This is a genomic window from Clavibacter sp. MX14-G9D, from assembly GCF_032917815.1.
Classification (GTDB): Bacteria; Actinomycetota; Actinomycetes; order Actinomycetales; family Microbacteriaceae; genus Clavibacter; species Clavibacter michiganensis_K.
Genome location: NZ_JAVCVL010000022.1, coordinates 1 through 23,061, shown reverse-complemented (window position 1 = coordinate 23,061; position 23,061 = coordinate 1). Strand labels below are relative to the sequence as shown.

The following is a 23,061-nucleotide window of genomic DNA, read 5'->3' as shown; positions in this document are numbered from 1 at the left end:
GAGGGCGTCGAGCAGCGCGACCGCGAAGGAGCCGGGCCCGCGGGCGCCCTCGGCGGCGACCTCCGCGGCGATCGTGTACGTGCTCGTCGCGGCGACGGCTGCCCGCAGCGGATCCGGGTCCAGCGACGCGAACGCGGCCATCACGGCGCCGAGGGCGCAGCCCCCGCCGGTCACCTTCGTGAGGAGCGCGTCGCCCGTGTGCACGCGCACGACGCGGTGTCCGTCGGTGATGTGGTCGACGGGCCCCGAGACCGCGACGACGGTGCCGTAGGTGCGGGCGAGGAGCAGGGCCGCGTCGAGGGCGGCCTCCACCTCATCGGTCGCGTCGACGCCGCGACCGCCCGCTCCGCCGGTCGCGAGCGCGAGGATCTCGGACGCGTTCCCGCGCACGATCGTCGGCGACAGCGCGACGAGCTCGTGCGCGAGGCGGGTCCGCACCGGCAGGGCGCCGACCGCGACGGGATCCAGCACCCATGGTGTGCCCGCCTCGCGGGCGGCGTGCGCGGCCTCGACCGCGGCCTCCCGCTGCTCGGCGTGCGGCGTGCCGAGGTTCACGAGCACCCCCGACGCGATCCGGGCGAACGGCCCCGCCTCGGTGGGCACGTCGGTCATCGCGGGCGCGGCACCGAGCGCGAGCAGGACGTTGGCGGTGAAGCCGGTGACGACGGCGTTCGTGATGCACTGCACGAGCGGCGTGCGCTCCCGCAGCAGGCGGAGGAGGTCCGCCGAGGCGGTCCCCGCTCCCGTGGTCTCGTGGGTGGACGGGCGCGCAGCGCTCATGATGACATCCCTCCGCCGGTGCGAACCGGATCAGGTGCGACGGGTCTCATCTCAGCCCTCGTGGGCACCCCGTGTCAGGGATCCACCCTAGGGGTGTGCGCGGAGCCGTGCCTAGGCTGGGTCGATGGCGTCCGCAGCCGCGAGGACCGGGAGGCACGATGGACGGGACCTACATGATCCCTGCACTCCGCCGCGGCCAGCCGCTCCGGGAGTGGGACGACATCCCGGCGCGGTTCGCGGCGGGAGCCGCACATCTGATGGTCCAGGGTGCCGACGCGGCGGAGGCCGTCGAGCGGCTCATCGCAGGCGAGACGCTGGGCTCCGACGACGTCATCGCGTTCGGCCGGCTCAACTTCCACTGCTACCTCAGCGGATGGGTGCCGATGGTCGCTCTGTACCGGGAACCACGGATCGATCCGACCGCCGCCGAGCTGCTCGCCCTCTGAGGCCGCGCGGCGCGACGACGGTCAACGGTCTGCTCTACCCGAGCCCCGCCACGTCGAGCACCCACGCGTAGTCCGAGGCGCGCTCGCGCCACGCGTCGTAGCGGCCCGACTTGCCGCCGTGGCCGGCCTGCATCTCGGTGCGCAGCAGCACCGGCGCGCCGACCTCGCGGAGGCGGGCGGTCCACTTCGCGGGCTCGACGTAGAGGACGCGCGTGTCGTTGAGGCTCGTGACCGCGAGGATCCGCGGGTACTCGACGCCCTCGCGCACGTTCTCGTACGGCGTGTACGACTTCATGTACGCGTACACCTCGGGGTCGTGCAGCGGGTCGCCCCACTCGTCCCACTCGATGACGGTGAGGGGCAGCGACGGGTCGAGGATGCTCGTGAGCGCGTCGACGAACGGCACGCCCGCGAGGATCCCGGCGAACCGGTCGGGCGCGATGTTCGCGACCGCGCCCATGAGCAGGCCGCCGGCGCTCCGGCCCTCGGCCACCAGGCGGTCGGGGCTCGTCCACCCGCGCGCGATGAGGTGGTCGGCCGCCGCCACGAAGTCGGTGAAGGTGTTGCGCTTCGTGAGCGTCTTGCCCTCGTCGTACCAGCGGCGGCCCATCTCGCCGCCGCCGCGCACGTGCGCGATCACGAACGCCATGCCCCGGTCGAGCAGCGACAGCCGCGCGATGGAGAACGACGGGTCGATGCTCGCCTCGTACGAGCCGTAGCCGTACAGCAGGAGCGGCGCGGGCGTGCCCGGGTGCACGAGGCCGCGCTTGTAGACGACCGACAGCGGGATCTCCGTGCCGTCCTCCGCGGTCGCCCACTCGCGGGTCTGCACGTAGTCGTCGGGGTCGTAGCCGCCGCGCACCGGCTGCTGCTTGAGGAGGCGCAGCTCGCGGGTGGCCAGCACGTAGTCGTAGGTGGTGGAGGGCGTCGCGAGGCTCGTGTACCCGAGGCGCACGGTGGGCTGCGCGAACTCCGGGTTGCCCGCGGTGCCGACCGTGTAGATCGGCTCATCGAAGGCGATCTCGTGCAGCTGCTCGCCGTCGAGGACCCGGTCGAACGGGATCACGCCGACGCGCGTGAGGCCCTCGCGGCGGTACGACACGACGACGTGGTCGGCGAACGCGCTCGCGTCCTCGAGGCGCACGTCGTCGTCGTGCGGGATGACGACCTGGCGGTCCGTGGTGGAGGTCGGGTCGTCGGCGGGCACGTCGATCAGCTCGAAGTTGGTGGCGCCGTCGTTGTGCAGGATGAGGAGCCGGTCGCTGCCGTCGATGACCGCGTGGTCGACGTCGTACTCGACGCCGTGGCGGCGCGGCCAGACCGGGCGGAACGCGCCCGTCGGGTCGCCCGCGTCGAGCAGCAGCACCTCGGTCGTGATCTTCGAGCCGACCTGGATCATGAGGTACTGGCGGCTGCGGGTCATGCCGAAGCCCGTGAAGTAGCTCTCGTCGGGCTCGGTGAACACCTTCACGTCCTGCGCCGCAGGGGTGCCGACGCGGTGGCGCCACACGGTGTCGGGGCGCCAGGCGTCGTCGACCGTGACGTAGAACAGGTGGTCGCCGTGGGCGGAGAACGTGGCACCGTGGCTGGTGCCGGGGATCTCGTCGGCGAGGTCCTGGCCCGTGGCGAGGTCGCGGATCCGGAGCGTGAAGCGCTCGTCGCCCTCGGTGTCGGTCGAGTAGGCGAGGAGCGAGCCGTCGGGGCTGACCTCGAACGCGCCGAGCGAGAAGAACTCGTGGCCCTCCGCCTCGGCGTTCGAGTCGAGGAGCACCTGCTCGCCCTCGACCGCGACGCCGTCCGCGGCGGCCTCGACGACGGGCGGCGTCCAGTCGTCCGGACCCTGGACAGGGCGGCGGCAGCGGATCGCGTACTGCGACCCCTCGACCGTGCGGGCGTAGTACCACCAGTCGCCCTGGCGGACGGGGACGGAGAGGTCGGTCTCCTGCGTGCGGTCCTTGATCTCCGTGAACAGCGTCTCGCGCAGCGGCTCCAGGTGCGCGGTCACCGCCTCGGTGTACGCGTTCTCGGCCTCGAGATGCGCGATGACGTCGGCGTCGTCCTTGTCGCGCAGCCACTCGTACCGGTCGACGAAGGTGTCGCCGTGGAACGTGCGCTCGATGGGGCGCTGCTCGGCGACGGGCGGGGTGGCGGATGCGGACTCGGAGACGGCCGGGACGGCGGGGTCGGTCATCCGTCGAGCCTACCGACGCGGCCGTGACCCTCGCCGGACGCGGCCCGGGCGACGGGCCCGGACGGCAGCCAGGGCGGCGCCGACGACGATGAGCCCGCCTCCGACGACGCCCCACCAGCCCGACCCGTCGGCGGATGCACCGGAGGGCCAGGAGAGGAGGATCAGCGCGATGCCGACGAGGGCGAGCAGCGCCTGTCCGAGCATCCGCGTCCCCTCCGTCGGCCACGGCCGGGCACGGACGCGAGCGTGCGCCGATGCTACCGGGCCCGAGCGCGGAGAGGACGGAGCCGTCCCCGGCTCCGGGTGCCCGCCGAGGTCAGGGGACGAGCGGCCCCGCCTCGCGCGGGCCGGTCGCGCCCGGCGTGGTCGCCGCGCCGAGCGTGCTCGAGCGGGTGGCGAGGCGCGCGACGGCCTGCAGCGGGATCGAGAGCCAGCCGGGCCGGTTGCGCACCTCGTAGATCGCCTCGTACACGGCCTTGTCGATCTCGAACGCGTCGAGCAGGGCGCGGTTCGCGCGGAGGTCGGTGCCGGAGCGGGCGATGTAGCCGTCGACGAACGCACGGCGGGCGGCGGACGCCCAGGAGGCCGCGGACTTGCCGGGGTGGGCCAGGGCGTAGGAGCCGGCGACGTAGTCGAACGAGCGGAGCATGCCGGCGACGTCGCGGAGCGTGACGTCGGGCAGGGAGCGCTCGTGCATGGGCCGCAGCGGCTCGCCCTCGAAGTCGAGGAGGACCCAGCCCCGGTTCGGCACCGAGAGCACCTGGCCCAGGTGGTAGTCGCCGTGGATGCGCTGCAGCTTCGGCCACTCGCCCTTCTCCGCGGCGTCGTACACGCTCGAGATGGCGTCGTGGAAGGCCGCGATCTCCGGCACCTCGCGCTCGGCCGTCGCGTGGCGGCGGCGGAAGCTGACCATGATCCCCTCGATGACGTCGGGCGTGGCCTCGACGGTGGGGAGGGCGGCGGCGAGCGTGGCGTGCACGTCGGCCGTGGCCTCGCCGAGCGCGCGGGCCTCGGCCTGGAAGTCGGCGTCGGCCTCGGCGGCGCGGAGCGCGACGCGCCAGGCGTCCGTGACGCCGGGCAGGAACTCCTGCGCGAACGCGACATGCCCGATGGCGTGGCCGACCTCGCGGCCGGAGTCGCTCCACTCGGCGAGCACGCTGCCCATGGTCTGCGGCACGAGCCGGGAGCCGGCGCCCGCGATGGCGGACTGCAGGACCACGTCGGGGTTCTCGCCGTGGTGCAGGGCGCGGAACACCTTCACGATCATCGGGTTGATGGCCTGGCCGTCGGCCGAGACCATGTCGTAGATGATCGACGTGTTCGACTGCTCGCCCGAGAGCACGTGGGACCCGACGACGGTCGCGATCTCGACGCCCGGCTGGCGCTGGCCGCGCGCGGTCGCGCCGAGCGAGGTCTCGTCGACGTCCGCGTCGCGCTCGTCGAGGATGGTGCGGATGAGCGCCCAGGCGTACGCGGGGTCGTGCGGTCCGTCGTAGACGTGCAGCTCGACGCCGTCGTCCTCGACGATGGTGCCGATGTGGAAGGGCTTCAGCTCCTCCAGCGGCGCCTGCCGGTACGTGAGCGGCACCTGGTACAGCACGGGCTTCGCGCTGCCGTGGTCGATGATCAGGTGCGTCTCGATGCGGGCGAACCAGCCCTCGTCGCTGAAGCTCCACCCGCCGATGCGCTCGAGGCGGGGCTCGGTGCCCTTGGAGGCGAACCAGCGCTGCTCGCGCATCCAGGCCGCGAGGAAGTCGGGGATCTCGCTGAGGTCGTGGTGCTGCATGGCTCAGGCCACCTTCGCGGTCACGTCGGCGAGCGACGGGTTGGTGGCGGACGAGCCGTCGGGGAAGAGGACGGTGGGCACCGTCTGGTTGCCGCCGTTGATGGCCTCGACCAGCTCGGCGGTGCCGGGGACCTGCTCGATGTCCACCTCGTCGTAGCCGATGCCCGCGCGGTCGAGCTGCGCCTTCAGCCGGCGGCAGTAGCCGCACCAGGTGGTGGAGAACATCGTGATCCGCCCGGGGGCGGGCACGTAGGAGGAGGTCTCGGGCGCCATGGTGCTCACCCTACGCGCCGTACACGACGCCGGCCCGCGATTCCCGCACCTGGAGGACAGTGTCGTCGGTGGTGGGGATCGCGGGCCAGGTGCCGGTCAGGGCCGGATGCGCCTCAGCCGCGCAGCGAGCGGTCGAACCAGGCGTTGCGGAACTTGCCCTCGGGGTCGAGCCGCTCGGCGAGGGCGAGGAAGTGGCCGGCCCGCGGGTACAGCGGGGCGATGTCGGCCGCCCCGGCGGTGAACACCTTGCCCCAGTGCGGCCGGGCGCCGAAGGGGCGGATGGCCGCCTCGAGCTCGACGAGCAGAGCCTCCACGGCCTCCTGCTCGCGCTTCCAGGTGAAGTGCAGGCCGATGGTGGTCTGCCCGTACTGGGGGCTCAGCCACAGCCGGTCCTCGGCCACGGCGCGCAGCTCGCAGACGAGGAGGATCGGGCGGATCCGGTCGCCCATCGCGCGGAGCGCCTGGACGGCCTCGACGGCCCGGTCGAGCGGCACGTGGAACTCCGACTGGATCTCCTCGCCGTCGCTCGGCGTGAAGCCCATCTTGAAGTGCGACAGGCGGTCGGACCAGAGGCCGACGACCCCGAGCTGCGAGGTGCTGTTCACGGGGTCGATGCCGAGGATCGGGTGGCGCTCCTCGGTCGCGGCGGGCGCCCCGAAGTAGTCGGGCACGACGACCTCGTCCTCGGGCTGGCCGTCGACGTCGAGCTGCACGCGGCTCTTCAGCCACACCTGGTCGGTGGCCTCGCCGAAGCGCGTGAACACGCTGACGCTGTAGGCGCCCCCGAAGACGTCCTCGAGGTTCCCGTCGAACGCGTCCCAGGAGAGGCCCTCGAACACGCGCTGGCGCACGAGGTAGGCGGGCTCGACGTCGAGCGTGATGCGCGTGACGACGCCGAGCGCGCCGAGGCCCACCACGACCCCGTCGAAGTCGTCGTCGCCGCGGCGGTAGGTGACCGTCTCGCCGTCGGCGGTGATGAGCTCGAGGGCGGCGACCGCCGTGCCGAGGTTGCCGTTGCCGATGCCGGACCCGTGCGTGGCGGTCGCGATGGCGCCGGCGACCGAGATGTGGGGGAGCGAGGCGAGGTTGTGGATGGCGAGGCCCTCCTCGCCGAGGAGCTCGGCGAGCTTCCCGTAGGCGAGGCCCGCCGAGAACGTGGCCGTGCTCGCGTCCCGGTCGACCACGAGGTCGGCGGGGAGCTCCGCGAGCGAGACCAGCACGTCGGAGTCGGCGATGTCGTTGAACGAGTGGCGGGAGCCGAGGACGCGGAGGCGGGGCGACTCGCGGACGATGGTCCGCAGCTCCTCGACGCTCGTCGGCGTGCGCACGGCGCTCGCCCGGTACGCGTAGTTGCCGGCCCAGTTGGTGCCCGCGGTGCCCTGCTCGATGGTGTCGGTCATGCGTCCTCCTCGCGCCCGCCATCGGACGCCGTCGTCTCCAGCTTGCCCGCCCTCCGGCCGGAGGGCGAGCGACGGGCCGCCGGATGCGGCGGCCCGTCACGTGCTCCGCGTCAGCGGCTGCGGATGGTGAGCTCGAGCGTGCGCGCCGACGGCCAGAGCTGGTGCTCGGGCAGCACGTCGAGGCCGCACGCGCGGGATCCGAGCCCGTGCTGCGCCGCGTCGATGTAGAGGTGCACCGCCTCGCTCGCGGGCAGCTCGTGCGGATGGGCCGCGCGGTCGAGCTCCTGCGGCGTGTGCCGCGAGGCCGTGAAGCCGGGGCGACGGCCCGCGGTGTCGGGCGCCGCGTGGATCACGATGCCGCCCTCGCCGTCGAACGTGCCGAGCTCCAGCTCCCGCAGGTCGCTGCGGTGGCCGGTCTCCTGGGGACGCGAGTAGACGGCGCCCAGGTCGTCGACGAGCGACGAGAACCGGCCGACGAGCGCCGCACGGCGCGAGTCGGGGTACGACTCGAAGGGCCCGGTGCCGAACCACTCCGCGTTCGTGACGCTCGCGGGGAGGTCGAAGCGGATCCCGACGCGGGGCCACGTGACGGCCCACCCGGCGCTCGGCACGATGTCGACGCGGAGGCCCAGGTCGCCGTCGGCGCCCTCGGTCCAGCAGTACGTCGTGTCGACGGAGTCGAAGGACTGCGCCGCGCTCGTGCGCACCACGACGGTGAGCGAGCCGGACCCGACCTTCACCTCGCGGACCCGGTGGGTCAGCCGGTCGAGGCCCGCGCCGCGCCAGCGCGCCTCGCTCGACGGCCCGGGCACGCCCTTGCCGAAGGTGAGGCGCGGGTCGGCGAGCTCGTAGGAGCCGCTGCTGTCGCTGCGGTCGTTGTCGGTCGGCGCGCGCCACAGCTCCAGGCGCGGGCCGTCGACCTCGAGGGAGCCGAGGCGCACGAGGCGCCCGGTCGCGAGGTCGAACTCGCCGTCGCCGAGGGTGAGGCGGGCCGCGCCCGACGCGGGGTAGGCGTCCTCGTCGGCGTCGACCCAGCGCGCGGGCACGGCGGGGCGGGGCGCGGGGGTGAGGTCGAACTGGGCGACGGCGACCACGTGGCCGGCCTCGGCCCACGGCGCGTCGTCGCGGAGGATCGCCTGCACGGTCAGCCAGACCTCGGCGCCGTCCACGGCGGAGCTGCCGGCGTCGAGCGCGTCGGCGGGCAGCGGCACCACGGCGGTCCCGCCCGCGGGCGCGGGCGCCGGGTCGAGGACGCCCGTGGCGACGTCGTCGCCGTCGACCGCGAGCACCCAGACGAGGCTCGTGTGCGCGGTGGAGACCGTGTGGTAGCGGTTCTCGACGACGAGGGACGCGGATCCGCCGTCGCGCTCGAGGCGGAACGCGACGGGCTGCACGACGGCCTTGTACTCGGCGAGGCCGGGCGTGGGGGTGTCGTCGGGCAGGACCATGCCGTCCATCACGAAGTTGCCGTCGTGCACGACCTCGCCGAAGTCGCCGCCGTACGCGTAGAACGCCTCGCCGTCGACGGTCTCGGCGAGGATCCCGTGGTCGCGCCACTCCCACACGAAGCCGCCGTGCAGGCGCGGGTAGCGGAGCACGAGGTCCTCGTACTCGGCGATCTGGCCGGGGCCGTTGCCCATGGCGTGCACGTACTCGCAGAGGATGAAGGGCTTCGAGCGCTGGCGCATGCCCTCGCCCGGCGTGCAGCCGAGCAGGTCGCCGGGGACGACGTCGCTGCCGATGGACTCGGTCTCCTGGAGGTTCGAGTACATGCGCGAGTAGACGTCGGTGTACTCGCCCGTGTAGTCGCCCTCGTAGTGCACGGGACGTCCGGGGTCGCGGCGGTGGACCCAGGCGGACATGGCGGCGAGGTTCCGGCCGGTGCCGGACTCGTTGCCGAGCGACCACATGACGATGGAGGGGTGGTTCTTGTCGCGCTCGACCGTGCGCTCGATGCGGTCCATGTAGTGGTCGGCGAAGCGCGGGTCGTCGCTGGGGTTGCCGACCCAGCCGCCGAACTCGAAGCCGTGGGTCTCGAGGTCGCACTCGTCGATGACCCAGAATCCGAGCTCGTCGGCGAGGTCGAGGACGCGGGGGTGCGGCGGGTAGTGGCTCGTGCGGATGGCGTTCACGTTGTGCTGCTTCATCAGCAGCATGTCGGCGCGCGCGTGGTCCTCGTCGAAGACGCGGCCGCGCTCCGGGTGGGCCTCGTGGCGGTTGACGCCGTGGAACACGACGCGGCGGCCGTTGACGAGGAAGCGGTCGCCCTCGATGCGCACCGTGCGGAAGCCGAGGCGGATCGAGAGGGCCTCGACGTTGGTGCGGAGGAAGCCCTGGTACTGCGTGGGGCTCTCGGCGCTCCACGGCTCGACCCGGTCGACGTGCACGGGGGCGACGTCGGCGGGGGTGGCCCACGTCACGTGGATCCCGAGGTCCTCGACCTCGAGGGTGACGGGGAAGGCGGCGGGCTCGGCGTCGACCTCGACGTGGACCGTGCCGGCCCCCGTCTCGTGGTCGTACTCGGCGCGGGTCCACGCGTCGTCGATGCCGCCCTCGGGGCGGCCGAGGAGGGTGACGTCGCGGAAGATGCCGGGCATCCACCACTGGTCCTGGTCCTCGAGGTAGCTGGCGATCGACCACTGGTGCACGCGGACGGCGAGCACGTTGGCGCCGGGGCGGAGGAACTCGGTCACGTCGAACTCGTGCGAGAGGCGCGAGCCCATCGCCGTGCCGACGGCGTCGCCGTTCCACCACACCTTGAAGGCGGATTCGACGCCCTCGAAGCGGAGGACGACGCGCTCGAGCGACTCCCACGTGGTGGGCACGTCGATCTCGACGCGGTAGTCGCCCGTCGGGTTCTCGTCGGGCACGAAGGGCGGCTCGACGGGGAACGGGTACTGCACGTTGGTGTAGGCGGGGAGGCCGAAGCGGCCGTCCTGGCCGAGCACCCAGTGGCTCGGGACGGGGATCTCGTCCCAGCCGGAGTCGTCGAAGGCCGGATCGGCCATGGTCTCGTCGAGGCCGCGGGGGCTGGGGGAGAGGCGGAACCGCCAGTCGCCGTTCAGCACGATGCGCGGGGCATCCGAGTGCAGGCAGGAACGGGGGCGGCGGGCCGGGCCCGTCGTGGGGGCGAAGTCCTCGAAGTAGGGGAGGGCGTGCGTCATGGGCTTCCTTGCGCGTGGGCGGGTGCGGCGACGTGCCGCGCTCCCATCATCGTGGGTCGGGGGGCGCCGCGCCGAATGCGCGGACGGCCGGGCAGGTCGCCCTGCCCGGCCGTCCGCGATCGGTCGCGGGTGCGGTCCGTCGAGGTCGGCCCTCGACGGCGCCGCGGATCAGCCCTTGACGGCGCCGTCGGTCAGGCCGCCGCGCCAGTACTTCTGCAGGACGATCATCGCGGCGATGAGCGGGATGATCGAGACGAGCACGCCGCCGGTGGTCAGCTGGTAGAACTCCGGCAGACGGTCGACCTGGCTCCGCCAGTTGTTGAGGCCGAGGGTGATCGGGTACAGCTTGTCGTCGGCCAGCATGATCAGCGGCAGGAAGTAGTTGTTCCAGATGCCGACCAGCTGGAACAGGAACACCGTCACGAGCGCAGGCGTCATCGAGCGGAGCGCGAGCGTGTGGAAGATCCGCAGCTCGCTCGCCCCGTCGATCCGGCCCGACTCGATGACCGCGTCCTCCACCGACGCCTGCGCGTAGATGCGGCACAGGAACAGGCCGAACGGCGACACGAGCGACGGGATGAGCACCGACCAGTACGTGTTCGCGATGCCCATGCTGCTGAACAGCAGGAACAGCGGCAGCGCGGTGGCGGTACCCGGCACGAGCACGCCGCCGAGGATGGTGCCGAAGACGATGTTCGATCCCCGGAACCGGTACTTGGCGAGCGCGTACCCGCCGGCGGCGGCGAAGTACGTCGCGATGAGCGCGCCCACCCCGGCGTAGAGCACCGAGTTGAGGAACCACCGGACGAAGATGCCGTCGTTGTAGGTGAACACCATCGTGAGGTTCTGCCAGAGGTTCATGTTCGCGAACAGGAACCCGTTGGTGCTGAACAGGTCGGCCGTCGTCTTCGTGGCGGCGACCACGATGTAGTAGACGGGGACGAGGAAGTACAGGGCGACGAGCGCGAGGATCGCCGTGACGAGGATCCGGGTGGCGGGCTTCGTGCCCGCGCCCGCGGCGCCGCCGGCCTTGGAGGGCCGGCTCACCTTCGCCTCCGCGGCCTGCGCGGCCCGCTTGTGCTCCGCCTTCGCGGCGGCCTGGTCGGTCGAGGTCGTGGCGACCTCCTGCGTGGCGGTCATGCGCGCGCCCCCTTCTTCCTCGCTGCGGCGGCTTCCCGCTCCTCCTTGGGCTTCCTGTTGGTGATCGCGAGGAAGACGAACGACAGCACGAACGCGGCGAGGGCGATGATGACCGCCTGCGCGGCGGCGACGCCGTAGTCGTTGTACGCGAACGCCGTGGTGTACGCCGAGAGGTTCGGCGTGTACTGCGAGTCGATCGCGGGGGCGGAGGTGGCGAGCACCTGCGGCTCCGCGAACAGCTGCAGCGTCCCGATGATCGAGAACACGGTGGCGAGCACGAGCGCGGGCCGGATGAGCGGCAGCTGGATGGAGAACGCCGTCCGCCAGGCGCCCGCCCCGTCGATGCGCGCGGCCTCGTAGACGTCCCCGGGGATCGACTTCAGCTGCGCGATGATGATGAGCATGTTGTAGCCCGTGTAGGTCCAGGTCACGATGTTCGCGATGGACCAGAGCACCGTCCCGGCGCTGAGGAAGTCGAGCTGCAGCCCGAACATCTCGCCGATGTCGATGATGGGCGACAGGCCCGGGATGTAGAGGAAGCCCCAGAGGATCGTCGCGATGACGCCGGGCACGCCGTACGGCATGAAGTACGCCGCCCGGAAGAACTGCGGCCACTTCGCCGACGCCGACTCCAGGAGGAGCGCGAGGACCGTGCAGAGGATGATCATCACGGGCACCTGCACGATGCCGAACAGCAGCACCCGGCCGATGGACGCCGTGAAGGCGTCGTTCGCGAGCGCGAGCGCGTAGTTCTCGAATCCGGCGAATACGGTCGTGACGCCCTGCTCGCCGAAGAGCCCCTCCCGCCGCACGGTCGTGAACGACTGGAAGACGGCGTAGATGATCGGGAGGACGAAGGTCAGCAGGAACACCGCGAGGAACGGCGTGAGCATCACCCACGGCGCGATGGTCTGCGACTTCTTCAGCTGGCCCTTGCCGACGCCCGCGCGGGGTGCGCGGGCGGGGCGGTCGGCGGCGTGCTCGCCGCGGTGGGCCCCGGCGGGCCTCGTCGCGGTGCTCATGCGGAGGCCGCCTCGACGCGCAGGCCCTTGTTGCGGAACGCCTCGATCACGGCCTCCTGCGCCAGCGGCAGGGAGTCGACGAGGGTCTGCCCGCTCGTGAGCTTCCGGCGGAACTCGTCCTGGAGGGTGTTGAGCGTGTACTGCGTGAGCGGGGACCAGGTCCACTCCAGGTTCTGCTCGCGGGCTGCGGGCACGAAGACCTCCTCGTTGTAGGACTGCCCGCTGAAGAACTCGCTGGGCTCCTGCCGGGGTGCGCCGATGTAGTCGGGCGAGGGCGACCAGCCGATGCCGGAGTTCGCGATCATCGCGTCGATGCCCTCCGGGGAGGTGGTCATCCACGTCATGAACTTGAGGGCCTCGGCGGGGTGCTTGCTGTTCGCGAGCACGGCCGCGGTGGATCCGCCGAGGTAGCTGGACCCGTAGGACCCGTCGAACGACCACGTCTGCATGGGCGCGACGCGCCACTTGCCCTCGCCGCCGGAGACCGACTGGATGAGGGCGTCGCCCCAGCTGGCGCTCGTGCAGCCGAAGATCTTCGCGTCGGCGGCGGCCGCGTACCAGGGCGGCGAGTAGGCGGTGAAGCTGGTGTTGACGATGTCGTCGTCGATGGCCTTGTCGAAGAACGCGGCGACCTCGAGCGTGCGGTCGTCGAGCATGTCGATGACCCAGCGCTCGCCGTCGACCTTGAACCAGTTCGCGCCGGCCTGGGTCGCGTACGACGTGAAGACGGAGGCGTCCGACACGGGGAAGCAGTCGAGGTAGTTCCCCGCGCCCGTCTTCCGCACCTCGGCGCTGAGGGCCGCCCAGTCGTCCCACGTGGCGGGCGGCTGGCCGCCCACCTGGTCGAGGAGCGCCGGCTGGTAGTAGAACGCCATCGGGCCGGAGTCCTGCGGGATCCCGAAGACGCCGTCCTGGAAGCTGACCTGCTTCCACAGCGCCTCGTCGTACCTGTCGCGGTACTCGTCCACGCCGTAGCGGGTGAGGTCGACCAGCCCGTTGGCGAGGAGGAACTCGGGCAGCTGCCGGAGCTCGACCTGGCCGATGTCGGGCCCGCCGCCCGCCGTGATGGCGGAGTACATCTTCTGGTAGCCGCCGGCGTTGCCGCCGGGGATCCAGACGGCCTCGACCTGGATGTCGGGGTTCTGCGCGTTCCAGACGTCCGCGACCTTCTGGAGGTCCTTCAGCCACGCCCAGTACGTGAGCGTGACCTTCTCGCCCGCGGCGACGGCCGGGATGACCGGATCGGAGTTGACCAGCCTCCCGCCCGGTGCCGAGCACGACGCGAGCGCCAGCGTCCCCGCGGCGGCGGCCCCCACCCCCAGTGCCTGTCTCCTGCTGATCGAATGCATCGTCGCATCCCTCCCGTCGTCGTTGATGGCAGCGGCGCTTGGCGCCACTCCCACTGTAGGCGCGGGACGAAACTTATTCCTAACCCCTGGTCGGGATTCCTGCGAGGGAGGTGGGCGCCGGCCGGGCGTCAGCGGCGCGCGGAGGAGCCGCGGATCACGAGGCGCGGCTCCGCGAGGAACTCGCGAGCCGGCGTCCGGTCGCCCTCGATGCGCCGCACGAGCCGGTCCACGGCCGTGCGCGCCATGAAGTCGTGGTCGGGGTCCACGGACGTGAGGCCCGGCACGAGGTACGCGCTCTCGGGGATCTCGTCGAAGCCCACCACGCGCACGTCGTCCGGCACCCGGCGCCCCGCGTCGGCGAGTCCCCGGAGGACGCCCATGGCGACCGTGTCGGTGACGCAGAAGACGCCGTCGAACTCGGCGCCGGATCCCATCAGGCGCGTGATCGCGGCGTGGCCGCCCGCCATCGAGTACTCGAAACGGCCGACGAGCAGCTCGGGCGCGACGGCGCGTCCCGCGTCCGCATGAGCCCGACGGTAGCCGTCCATGCGCAGGGCGCCGGCGGTCACGTCGCCGGGATCCGGGTCCCCGATCATCGCGATGCGACGGCATCCGGCCTCGATGAGGTGCGCGACCGCGAGTCGGGCGCCCTCCGCGTTCGGCATGGCGACATGGTCGACCGGGCCCTCGAAGATGCGCTCGCCGAGGATGACGAGCGGATTCTCGACGCGCAGGAGCTCCGCGTCGCCGGCCCCGAGTCCGACCGCGCTCAGGATCAGCCCGTCGTACACGCTGTTGCGGGACATGGACAGGGACTCGAGCTCGGCGTCGCGACGGGCACCTGTCTGCTCGAGCACCACCCGGAAGCCGTGCGACGTCGCGGCCTCGACGATCCGGGCCGCGAGCTGCCCGAAGTAGGGCCGGTCGAACTCGGGCACGACGAGGCCGATGGTGCCGGTGCGGCCGGCGCGGAGGTTGCGGGCGGAGACGTTGATCCGGTAGTCGAGCCGGGTCATGGCGTCGACCACCTTCGTGCGCGTCGCGTCGCGCACGTGCGGATGGTCGTTGATGACGTTGGAGACGGTCATGGCCGACACGCCCGCTTCCCGGGCGACGTCGTAGATGGTCACCAGGCCCGTCTTCCTCATCGGATCACGAGTCTGCCACCCGGAGGGGCGCGTCGACTACGCCGACGGGCGGGCGTCGCGACCACGACCGTCGGCCCCGGCACGCAGCACGGCAGCCTCGGCGGCGGAGACGGCGAGGACCGACCCGTGGCGCGCACGGTCGGGCAGGCGGGCCTCGGGACGATGCGTCCACGGCCCGGTGCCGTCGCCGCCGGTCGAGAGCACCTGGCAGCCCCGGTGCCCGAACTCGTCGACGAGGAGCCAGATGGTGTCGTCGCCCCCGATGCCGACGAACGGCGCGGGACCCTCACCGTGCACGAGCTCGGGCATGCCGACGCCGCGTGCCACGAGCCGGAACCGGCCGTCGACCCGGTCGCCGACCTCGACCGAGACGGCGGTGCCGCGTCGGGGCCCCGTGCCGCCCGACGCATCCTCGACCGAGAACCGGAGCACGCGACCGCCGTGGGGCAGGAGCGCCATGTCGATGAGGTCCCTCCCCGTGTCCACGGCGACGCGCGCGGGCGAGAACGTGCGGAAGTCGCGGGTCCGGGTCGCGAGGATGCGCTGGTGGCCGCCCGGCGCGCCGGCCCAGGTGCCGCTGCCGGCCTCGGACCCGGCGCGCGGGCCGGCGGCGAAGAGCACCTCCCACTCGCCGGCGCCCGGGATCCAGACGGCCTTCGGCGCCCAGGCGTTCCCCGCGTCGTCCGGGGCGACGCGGACCAGGCGGACGGCGGACCACGTGACCAGGTCCGCGGACTCCGCGACCGCGATGGACCGGCTGCCGCGGTGCACGGCGCGGTCCCAGTCCTCGTCGGGCCAGGTGCGGAGGTCGGTCGCGAGCAGGACGAAGACGCCGCGCCGCTCGTCGCGGAGGAGGAACGGGTCGCGGAGCCCGTGCTCGCCCACCTCCGACGCGAGCACCGGCCGCCCGTCGGCGACACGGGTCCAGGCGAGGGGATCGGGCCCGTCGCTGACGGCGAGGCGGATCCGCTCGCCGTCCTCGCGGTCGCCCGGCTCGAAGTAGGCCATCGCGTAGGCGGCGGGCTCCCCGGGCGTCACCCCTTGACGCTCCCCGACACGAGGCCGCCGACGATGTGCTTCTGCATCGCGATGAAGAACACGACCATCGGCAGCAGCACGATGACGCTGAGCGTCAGGAACGCCGGCCAGTTGACGCCGAACTGCCCGACCGCCTTGTAGACCTGCAGCACGAGCGTCTGCTTCTCGGGGCTGCTGATGAAGACGTTCGGCGTGATGAAGTCGTTCCACACCCACATCGTCTGGAACACGCCGACCGTGATGAGGATCGGGCGGATGAGCGGGAGCACGATGCGCCAGTAGATCTGCCAGGGTCCGGCGCCGTCGATGCGCGCCGCCTCGAATACCTCCACGGGCAGGGTGCGGAGGTAGCCCTGGATGAGGAAGTAGCAGAAGACGGCGCCCGCCGCGTAGAGCACGATGAGGCCGTTGCGGCTGTCCACGAGGCCGGCACCCGCCATCATCCGGTAGAGCGGGATCAGGGTCGCCTGCCCCGGCACCAGGAACGCGATGACGAGCACGACGGCGGCGATGCGGTTGACGACGGTCCTCCGCAGCAGCATCGCGTACGCCGCCATGGACCCGATGAGGAGCATCACGGCCACGGAGACCACGGTGATGTAGAGGGTGTTGAGGAACGCCCCCGCGATGGGCACCGACGCGAGCACGTCCGCGTAGTTCCCCAGGTCGAGGGAGGCGGGGAGCCCGAACGGGGAGCGGCTGGTCTCCGCCTGCGTCTTGAAGGTGTTGACGACGATGTAGTAGAACGGCGCGCCGACGACCGCGGCCAGCGCGATCATCAGGACGCTGGTGACGCCGGACGACCACCGCTGGCGGGCTCGGGCCCCGCTGCGGCGGCGTGGGCGGAGGGGGACGGGCGGGATGCCCGCGGTGCTGCCGCTCATGAGAGCCGCCCTTCGACGCGACGGGAGAGGAGGAGCTGGACGGCGACGATGGCGCCGACCACCAGGAGGAACACCACGGCGAGCGCCGAGGCCTTGCCGAACTGCGCCTGCGCGACGCCGCTCTGGATGATGGACTGCGTGATCGTGTAGGTCGAGAACCCCGGACCGCCCTTCGTGAGCGTGAACGGCAGGTCGTAGACCTTGAGTCCGCCCGTCATCAGCAGGAGCGTGCTCACGGTGATCGCGGGGGCGAGCAGCGGGAGGGTGATGGACTGGAACCGCTGCCGGGCGGATGCCCCGTCGAGCCGGGCGACCTCGTAGTAGTCCTCCGGGATCGACTGCAGGTAGGCGAGGTAGAGGATCGCGTGCCACCCGGTCATGGACCACACGCCCACGATGATCACCGACAGCTGCGCCAGGGAGCTGTTCGACAGCCACGGCACCGCGCCGAGGCCGAGGAGCGTGCGCAGCACCCAGTTGATGGCGCCCGACCCGAGCGGCGAGAGGATCAGCCCCCAGACGAGCCCGAGGATCGCGATGCTGGGGATGGCGGGGAAGAACAGGATCGCCCGGACCGCGCCGCGGCCGCGGAACGGCTTGTTGAGCACCACGGCGAGGGGCAGCGCGAGGGCCGTCACCAGGACGGTGGTGCCGACGCTGAACAGCAGGGTGAAGCGGAAGCCGGCGAGCATGGCCGGGTCGCGGAGGATGCTCGCGTAGTTGTCGAACCCCACGAACCGCGCCTCGGCGGAGTACCCGTCGAAGTCGGTGAGGCTGAAGTAGAACGACTGCGCGAGCGGGATGGCGAACAGGACGACGAACACCAGCAGGATCGGGATCAGGAACGCCTGCGTGCCGAGCTGCTCACGTCGGCGGGCGGCTCCGGACCGGCGGGTGTCGCGCGGGCGGCCCGCCGGGGGCGGGACCGTGGGACGTGCAGGGGCGATGGTGGACATGACTACCTCTCGTGTCGGTGCGGGGAGACGACCGGGGGAGGCGCGGCGCGAAGGGGCGCCGCGCCTCCGCCAGATCAGCCCTCCTGCTCCTGGAGGCGGGTCTGCAGCGCCGCGGACACGTCCGCCGGCGTCGCCGAACCCTGGATCATGAGCTGGATCTGCGCCACCGCGTCGGTGTTGAGGGCGTCCTGGTAGCGGGGCCACGCGATCTGCGGCAGGTAGAAGTCGCCGCTCTGCAGGCCCTCGAGGTTGGGCTGGAGCGCCGGGTCGATCTCGGGGGTGTAGTTGTCGGTCGTGGTCAGCGCGGCCGTCTCCTTCTGGAACAGCCCGACGCCCTCCTCGCTGCCGAGGAAGGTGAGGAACGCCTCGGCGGCCTCCGTGTTCTCGCTCTTCGCGTTGATGGCGTAGCCCGGGGATGCGGCGCCGGCCCAGAAGGCGTCGCCGGTCGGGGTCGGCACGGGCGCGAACGCGATGTCCATGTCGGGGGCGGCCTCGCGGACGGCGGGCACGTTCCACGGGCCGGCGGTCATGATCGCGACCCGGCCGTTCACGAACTCGTCGACGATCTGGTCGCCGGTGAGGCTGATGACGTCCTGGCTCATGAGGTCGCGGTCGAACAGTTCCTGGTAGGCGGCGAGGGGTTCGTCCCAGAGGTCGGCGAACTCCGCGTCCCCGCTGAAGATGGCGGCGTCGACGTCGCCGCCGGCTGCCGCGTCCTCGGCGCCGACCATGGCGGCGACCGTCATCGGGATCTGACCGGCACCGTCGTAGAACGGCGTGACCCCCGTGGCCTTCACGTCCTCGAGCACGTCGAGGAAGTCGTCCCACGAGGTCGGGATCCCGGTGACGCCGGCGTCGGCGAGGAGCTGCTCGTTCACGAGGAGCCCGCCCGCCCAGGAGTTGGTCGACATCCCGTAGGCGCGGCCGTCGCGGCCGTACGTCTCGGTGTTGAAGGGGCTCATCGCGGCCATGAAGGGCTCGTCGGTGAGGTCCTTCACGTAGCCGGCGTCGATGAGGTTGGTCTTGTTCTCCGCGGCGATGGCGAAGACGTCCGCGCCGGTGCCGCCGACGAGGCGGGTCTGCAGCGTGGAGATGTACTCGGCGACGGGCGGGGCGCTGGAGAACTCCACGGTGATGCCGGGGTTCGCCGCCTCGAACGCGTCGATGACCGGGGTCATGGTGGCCTCGTTGTCCCAGGAGAAGAACGAGAGCCTGGTGGATCCGTCGTCGGCCCCGGGAGCGCAGCCCGACAGGGCGGCTGCTCCCAGGGCGAGGGTGGCGAGGGCGGCTGCGCTGCGTGCGAGCGGCCCGTGAGAACGATGCGACATTGCATTCCTCCGTGCGAGCGGTCCGTCCGGTGGACGGACCTGTATGGGTGGGTGAAGGGGTGGTGCTGCGGTGCGGTCGTGCGAGGGGGAGTCGAGGAGCCGGTCGGCCGCGCGCGGATCAGCGCGGGCGAGCGGGGAGCGGGAGCCGGAGGTGGTCGAGGGACGGGACGACGGGGACGAGCCCGCCGCCCGGGAGGTGGTGGAGGCGGTCGAAGACGACCTCGCGCCGGTGGCCGTTCCCGGACGGGATCGCGAACCGGTGGTAGGCGATGATCCAGTCGTCCGTGCCCGGGACGCGGTGGACGGCATGGTGGCCCGTGCCGAGGATCCCGAGCTCGGGGCGCTTCTCGAGGAGCACGCCGCCGTCGGTCCAGGGGCCTGTCGGGTGCGGCGCCTGGGCCCAGCGCACGCGGTAGTCGGCCTCCCGCGTGTCGTTCTCCGACCATGTGGCGTAGCAGACGCCCGCGTGCCGGTGGATGCTCACGGCCTCGCGGAACCCGGCGGGGGTCCAGGAGCGGACCGCTGCCGGGTCGAAGGACACGAGGTCGGGGGCGAGCGGCACGATGTGCGCGATCCCGTTGCCCCAGAGCAGGTGGACGGTCCCGTCGTCGTCCTCGAAGACGGAGGGGTCGATCGCGGTCCCGTGGTAGTCGCCACGAGCGACGAGCGGCCGCCCGAGGTCGACGAACGGGCCCGTGGGGCTGTCCGACCGCGCGACCCCGATGGACTGCTCGGCGGTGTAGTAGAGGTAGAAGACGCCGTCCCGCTCGAAGGGCGCGGGGGCCCAGGCGTGGTCGCTGGCCCAGGTCACGTCGCGGCCGAGCCGCAGCACCTCGCCCTCCTCTCGCCAGGTGACGAGGTCGGGGGAGGACCAGGCGTGGAAGGCGTCGGCTGCCCATCCTTCGCTGCCGTCGGTCGTGGGATACAGGTACCAGCGGTCGTCGACCACGAGGAGCGAGGGATCCGCCAGCAGACCGCGCACGGTCGAGGCGGCACCCGACGGCCCGGCTGCCGCATCGCGATCGATGGTCGTCATCGCACTCCCTCGTGCTTCATGTATCGATAAAACCTGTATCGATAAAATAGATCGGCGGGGCGAGGGAGTCAAGAGCCGACGCGACCGGATCGCGAGTCGGCCGGGCGTCAGCGGCGCGCGCCGCGGTTGCGGACCGCCCATTCCAGGGCGTGCATCGCCTGGTCCTTCGTGAGGCGCGTCTCGAGGCCGCACGTCGGGCAGACCACGCGGTAGGTCGAGCGCAGCCGGAGGAGGGGCACGAGGAAGAGCGTGAAGCGGAGCGTCCGGTGCAGGACTCGCTGGGGGGCCGTGACGCCGCAGCGGAGGCAGGCGAACGTCACGACCACGATGAGGGCGTCGCGGGCGCGCGTGCCGAACAGGAGGATCACCCGTCGAGGCTACGCGGCGCCGGCGGAGCATAGGCGGTGGGGCGGCCCCCGGACGAGGAGGCGACGCTTCGCGGATCACCCGGTACCTTCGAAGGACACAACTCGGCAGATCGGCCCCGCATGACCACGCACCACGACGGCGCGCACGTCACCGCCGCGACGGCCTGCCCGGGAGCCGCCGCGTGATCGTCTTCGTGATCGTCGGCGCGGTCGGGCTCCTGCTCCTCCTCTCCAGCATCCTGCTCGGCGACCTCCTCGACGCCATCGGCGGCGGGGACGGCCTCGTCTCGGGCGTCGCGCTCGGCGCGGCCCTCGCCATCTACGGCGTCGGCGGCGTGCTCGCCGACCAGGCCGGCATCGGCGCAGGCGGCGCCATCGCCATCGCGGTGGCCCTCGCGCTCGTCGCGCTCGTGGTCGTGCAGCTCGCCGTCCGCTTCGTCGCGAAGCAGGAGAGCGGCGGCGGGTACTCGCCCGTCGGCATGGTCGGCGTCGTCACCTCGCCCACCTCGCCCACCGGCGGGGAGGTGCGGCTCGAGCACATCCGCGAGCTCGAGCGGCGGCTCGCGCAGAGCGACGCCCCGCTCGCCGTCGGCACGCGCATCCGCGTGGTGTCCGAGGACGGCTTCCGGGTGCGCGTCGAGCCGGAGCCCGCCCCCGACGCCCCGCCCCAGACCTAGCAGCACCCGTCCCAACGAGAGGAACCATCCCGTGGACCTGATATCCGGCGGCACCACCGCCATAGCCGTGATCGTCGTCATCGTCATCCTCGTGGCGCTGGTGGCGTTCATCGCCTCGCGCGTGCGCCGCGTGCCGCCGAACCAGGCGCTCGTGATCGTCGGCCGCAACGCCGAGAAGAGCGAGGGCGGCGCCGGGTTCTCAAGCCCGCAGAAGGTCATCATCGGCGGCCGCACCTTCATCTGGCCGATCTTCCAGGAGGGCTTCACGCTCTCCCTCGAGCAGTACCAGACGAGCGTCACGGCCGAGGCGCGGGACGCGAACTTCATCAACACCGCCGTCGTCGCGACCGTCAACTTCAAGGTGACGGGCACCGAGGACGGCGTGCGCCGGGCCGTGCAGCGCTACCTGCTGCAGCAGGACCAGCTGCCGGAGATCGTGCGGCAGTCCCTCGAGGGCGCGATCCGCGGCCTCATCGGCGACCGTCCCGTGGACGAGCTCGTGAAGAGCTTCTCGGTGGTGGCGCAGGAGGCCGTGAACCAGACGAAGAACGACCTCGCGGAGCTGGGCCTCCAGATCGAGACGCTCAACGTCCGCGAGATCACGACGCCGGGCAGCACCTACCTCGACGACCGGGCCCGCTCGAACGCCGCGCGCGCCCGCCAGATCGCCGAGGTCGCGGAGGCCGAGAACAAGCGGATCTCCGCGCTCGCCGCGATCGAGAACGACCAGCAGACCGCCGAGCGCCAGCTCGAGCTCGACCTCCGCCGGGCGGCCATCAAGGCCGACACCGACCGGGCCAACGCCACCGCGCTCGCCGCCGGCGAGCTCGCGAAGGCCGAGCAGGACCGCCTGGTCGCCGACCAGGAGCGCACCGCCGTGGCCGCGCAGGCCGAGGTCTCCAAGGAGCGCCTGCGCATCGACGTGGAGCTCCCCGCCGAGGCGCGGAAGTACGCGACCGTCCAGGACGCGCAGGCCGCCCGCGACGCCGAGAAGGCGAAGGTCGACGTGGAGGTCTACCAGCGCACGCAGAACGCCGAGGCGGCGAAGACCGCGGCCGTGAACGAGGCGGCGTCCATCACCGCGCTCGGGAAGGCGAACGCGGACGCGATCCAGGCCCGCGGCCAGGCCGAGGCCGAGGCGGCCGCCGCGCTCGCCGAGGCGCAGAACAAGCTGTCCCGCGAGGCCCTGCAGGCGCGCATCATCGCGTCCATGCCGGAGATCGCCCGCGAGATGGCGGCGCCGCTCGCCAACGTCGACAACATGACGATCATCTCCGCGGACGGCGCCAACGCGCTCAACCGCTCGGTGGCCGAGAACATGGCGACGCTGCCGAAGCTCCTGAAGGACACCACGGGGATCGACGTCGCCACGGCGCTCAGCTCGTTCCTCGGCTCGACCGCCGCGGGCACGTCCGCCGGCGCCGGATCGACCTCCGCGGACGCGGGCCCGAGGACGGCCGCGCCCGAGGGCGCCGGGATCTGATCCCGGTGCCGGTGCCCGTCGGGACGCGCGGCGTCCCGACGGGCCCGGTGTGAGGACCCCGAGCCCGTTCCGGGTGCTGTGGGGCGCGAACGCGCTCTCCAACCTCGCGGACGGGCTCGTCTTCGTCACCCTGCCGCTCGTCGCGGCGTCCCTCGCCGACGACCCGCGCGCGGTCGCGGGGCTGGCGACGACGTACGCGCTGGTGCGGCTGGTCGTGGCGCTCCCGGTCGGGGTGCACGTCGACCGGCTCGACCGGCGGACGCTCCTCGTGACGGCGAACGCGCTCCGCGGCATCGCCGTGGTCGCGCTCGCCGTCTCCCTGCAGGCGGGCGCCGGATCGCTCGTCGCCCTGTACGCGGTGATGGCGGTCGTCGGCGTGCTGGAGAGCGCGGCCGACGGTGCTGCGGTGGCCGTGCTGCCGTCGCTCGTGCCGCGGGACCGGCTCGACCGGGCGAACGCACGCATCGCGGGCACGCAGCTCGTGGCCGACGAGTTCGCGGGGCCGCCGCTCGGCGGGTCCCTGTTCGCCGTCGCTGCCGCGCTTCCCGTGCTCGCCACCGGCGGGCTCTGGCTCGGCGCGGCCGCCGTCGCG

At 72.3% G+C, this 23,061-nt stretch carries 21 protein-coding genes and 1 riboswitch; of the genes, 4 read left to right on the top strand and 17 right to left on the bottom strand.

Translation table 11 applies throughout. The annotated features are described in order from the left end of the window. Window positions 1–780: hydroxyethylthiazole kinase (gene thiM / locus Q6969_RS04010; RefSeq protein WP_317229292.1), on the bottom strand; the 780-nt coding region annotated here is incomplete at its 3' end. Then, a riboswitch (TPP riboswitch) is annotated at window positions 771–862 on the bottom strand. Its footprint overlaps the gene before it by 10 nt. Window positions 863–953: 91 nt before the next feature. On the opposite strand from thiM, the gene Q6969_RS04005 reads away from it, so the two are divergent. Further along, complete coding sequence (locus Q6969_RS04005) at window positions 954–1,226, top strand: hypothetical protein (protein ID WP_146083801.1); 273 nt, start codon at window positions 954–956, stop codon at window positions 1,224–1,226. Between the two features lie 34 nt (window positions 1,227–1,260). Here Q6969_RS04005 and Q6969_RS04000 read toward each other — a convergent pair whose 3' ends face one another. From Q6969_RS04000 to Q6969_RS03925, 16 genes are all read right to left on the bottom strand, one after another. After that, window positions 1,261–3,417: a S9 family peptidase gene (locus Q6969_RS04000; protein WP_317229291.1), complete on the bottom strand. Its 2,157-nt coding sequence runs from the start codon at window positions 3,415–3,417 to the stop codon at window positions 1,261–1,263. A 9-nt stretch (window positions 3,418–3,426) separates the two neighbouring features. Further along, complete coding sequence (locus Q6969_RS03995; RefSeq protein WP_317229290.1) at window positions 3,427–3,621, bottom strand: hypothetical protein; 195 nt, start codon at window positions 3,619–3,621, stop codon at window positions 3,427–3,429. A gap of 112 nt (window positions 3,622–3,733) precedes the next feature. Continuing rightward, window positions 3,734–5,203, bottom strand: coding sequence for a maltokinase N-terminal cap-like domain-containing protein (locus Q6969_RS03990; RefSeq protein WP_317229289.1), 1,470 nt, complete (start codon window positions 5,201–5,203; stop codon window positions 3,734–3,736). 3 nt (window positions 5,204–5,206) lie between these two features. Continuing rightward, window positions 5,207–5,476, bottom strand: a complete 270-nt coding sequence (locus Q6969_RS03985; RefSeq protein ID WP_012038801.1) for a mycoredoxin — start codon at window positions 5,474–5,476, stop codon at window positions 5,207–5,209. Between the two features lie 113 nt (window positions 5,477–5,589). Then, window positions 5,590–6,876, bottom strand: a complete 1,287-nt coding sequence (locus Q6969_RS03980) for a D-arabinono-1,4-lactone oxidase (RefSeq protein ID WP_317229288.1) — start codon at window positions 6,874–6,876, stop codon at window positions 5,590–5,592. Between the two features lie 110 nt (window positions 6,877–6,986). Continuing rightward, on the bottom strand, window positions 6,987–10,040 hold the full coding sequence (locus tag Q6969_RS03975; protein ID WP_317229287.1) for a glycoside hydrolase family 2 TIM barrel-domain containing protein: 3,054 nt from the start codon (window positions 10,038–10,040) through the stop codon (window positions 6,987–6,989). 168 nt (window positions 10,041–10,208) lie between these two features. Further along, entirely contained in the window at window positions 10,209–11,180 is a 972-nt protein-coding gene (locus Q6969_RS03970; protein WP_317229286.1) for a carbohydrate ABC transporter permease, read from the bottom strand. Further along, the gene (locus Q6969_RS03965) at window positions 11,177–12,202 is read right to left on the bottom strand and encodes a sugar ABC transporter permease (protein WP_317229285.1); all 1,026 of its coding nucleotides are present in this window, start codon (window positions 12,200–12,202) and stop codon (window positions 11,177–11,179) included. Before Q6969_RS03965 ends, Q6969_RS03970 begins: the two co-directional genes overlap by 4 nt. Next, the gene (locus tag Q6969_RS03960) at window positions 12,199–13,551 is read right to left on the bottom strand and encodes an extracellular solute-binding protein (RefSeq protein WP_094116248.1); all 1,353 of its coding nucleotides are present in this window, start codon (window positions 13,549–13,551) and stop codon (window positions 12,199–12,201) included. Before Q6969_RS03960 ends, Q6969_RS03965 begins: the two co-directional genes overlap by 4 nt. 128 nt (window positions 13,552–13,679) lie before the next feature. After that, window positions 13,680–14,699, bottom strand: coding sequence for a LacI family DNA-binding transcriptional regulator (locus Q6969_RS03955; RefSeq protein ID WP_317229284.1), 1,020 nt, complete (start codon window positions 14,697–14,699; stop codon window positions 13,680–13,682). Window positions 14,700–14,735: 36 nt separating this feature from the next. After that, complete coding sequence (locus Q6969_RS03950) at window positions 14,736–15,737, bottom strand: glycoside hydrolase family 43 protein (RefSeq protein ID WP_317229283.1); 1,002 nt, start codon at window positions 15,735–15,737, stop codon at window positions 14,736–14,738. Then, a complete protein-coding gene (locus Q6969_RS03945) occupies window positions 15,734–16,621 on the bottom strand; it encodes a carbohydrate ABC transporter permease (RefSeq protein ID WP_317229282.1) in 888 nt (295 codons plus the stop codon). The genes Q6969_RS03950 and Q6969_RS03945 overlap by 4 nt, the downstream gene beginning before the upstream one ends. Then, a complete protein-coding gene (locus Q6969_RS03940) occupies window positions 16,618–17,577 on the bottom strand; it encodes a sugar ABC transporter permease (protein ID WP_317229281.1) in 960 nt (319 codons plus the stop codon). The genes Q6969_RS03945 and Q6969_RS03940 overlap by 4 nt, the downstream gene beginning before the upstream one ends. A gap of 74 nt (window positions 17,578–17,651) precedes the next feature. Further along, window positions 17,652–18,905: an extracellular solute-binding protein gene (locus tag Q6969_RS03935; protein ID WP_317229280.1), complete on the bottom strand. Its 1,254-nt coding sequence runs from the start codon at window positions 18,903–18,905 to the stop codon at window positions 17,652–17,654. Between the two features lie 118 nt (window positions 18,906–19,023). After that, window positions 19,024–19,941, bottom strand: a complete 918-nt coding sequence (locus Q6969_RS03930) for a family 43 glycosylhydrolase (protein ID WP_317229279.1) — start codon at window positions 19,939–19,941, stop codon at window positions 19,024–19,026. A 107-nt stretch (window positions 19,942–20,048) separates the two neighbouring features. Further along, the gene (locus Q6969_RS03925; protein ID WP_094116241.1) at window positions 20,049–20,309 is read right to left on the bottom strand and encodes a zinc-ribbon domain-containing protein; all 261 of its coding nucleotides are present in this window, start codon (window positions 20,307–20,309) and stop codon (window positions 20,049–20,051) included. A gap of 182 nt (window positions 20,310–20,491) precedes the next feature. On the opposite strand from Q6969_RS03925, the gene Q6969_RS03920 reads away from it, so the two are divergent. From Q6969_RS03920 to Q6969_RS03910, 3 genes are all read left to right on the top strand, one after another. Further along, on the top strand, window positions 20,492–20,986 hold the full coding sequence (locus Q6969_RS03920) for an NfeD family protein (RefSeq protein WP_317229278.1): 495 nt from the start codon (window positions 20,492–20,494) through the stop codon (window positions 20,984–20,986). A gap of 31 nt (window positions 20,987–21,017) precedes the next feature. Further along, complete coding sequence (locus Q6969_RS03915; RefSeq protein ID WP_317229277.1) at window positions 21,018–22,469, top strand: SPFH domain-containing protein; 1,452 nt, start codon at window positions 21,018–21,020, stop codon at window positions 22,467–22,469. Between the two features lie 49 nt (window positions 22,470–22,518). Continuing rightward, window positions 22,519–23,061, top strand: a 543-nt coding sequence (locus Q6969_RS03910; RefSeq protein WP_317229276.1) for an MFS transporter, incomplete at its 3' end; no start/stop codon positions are given.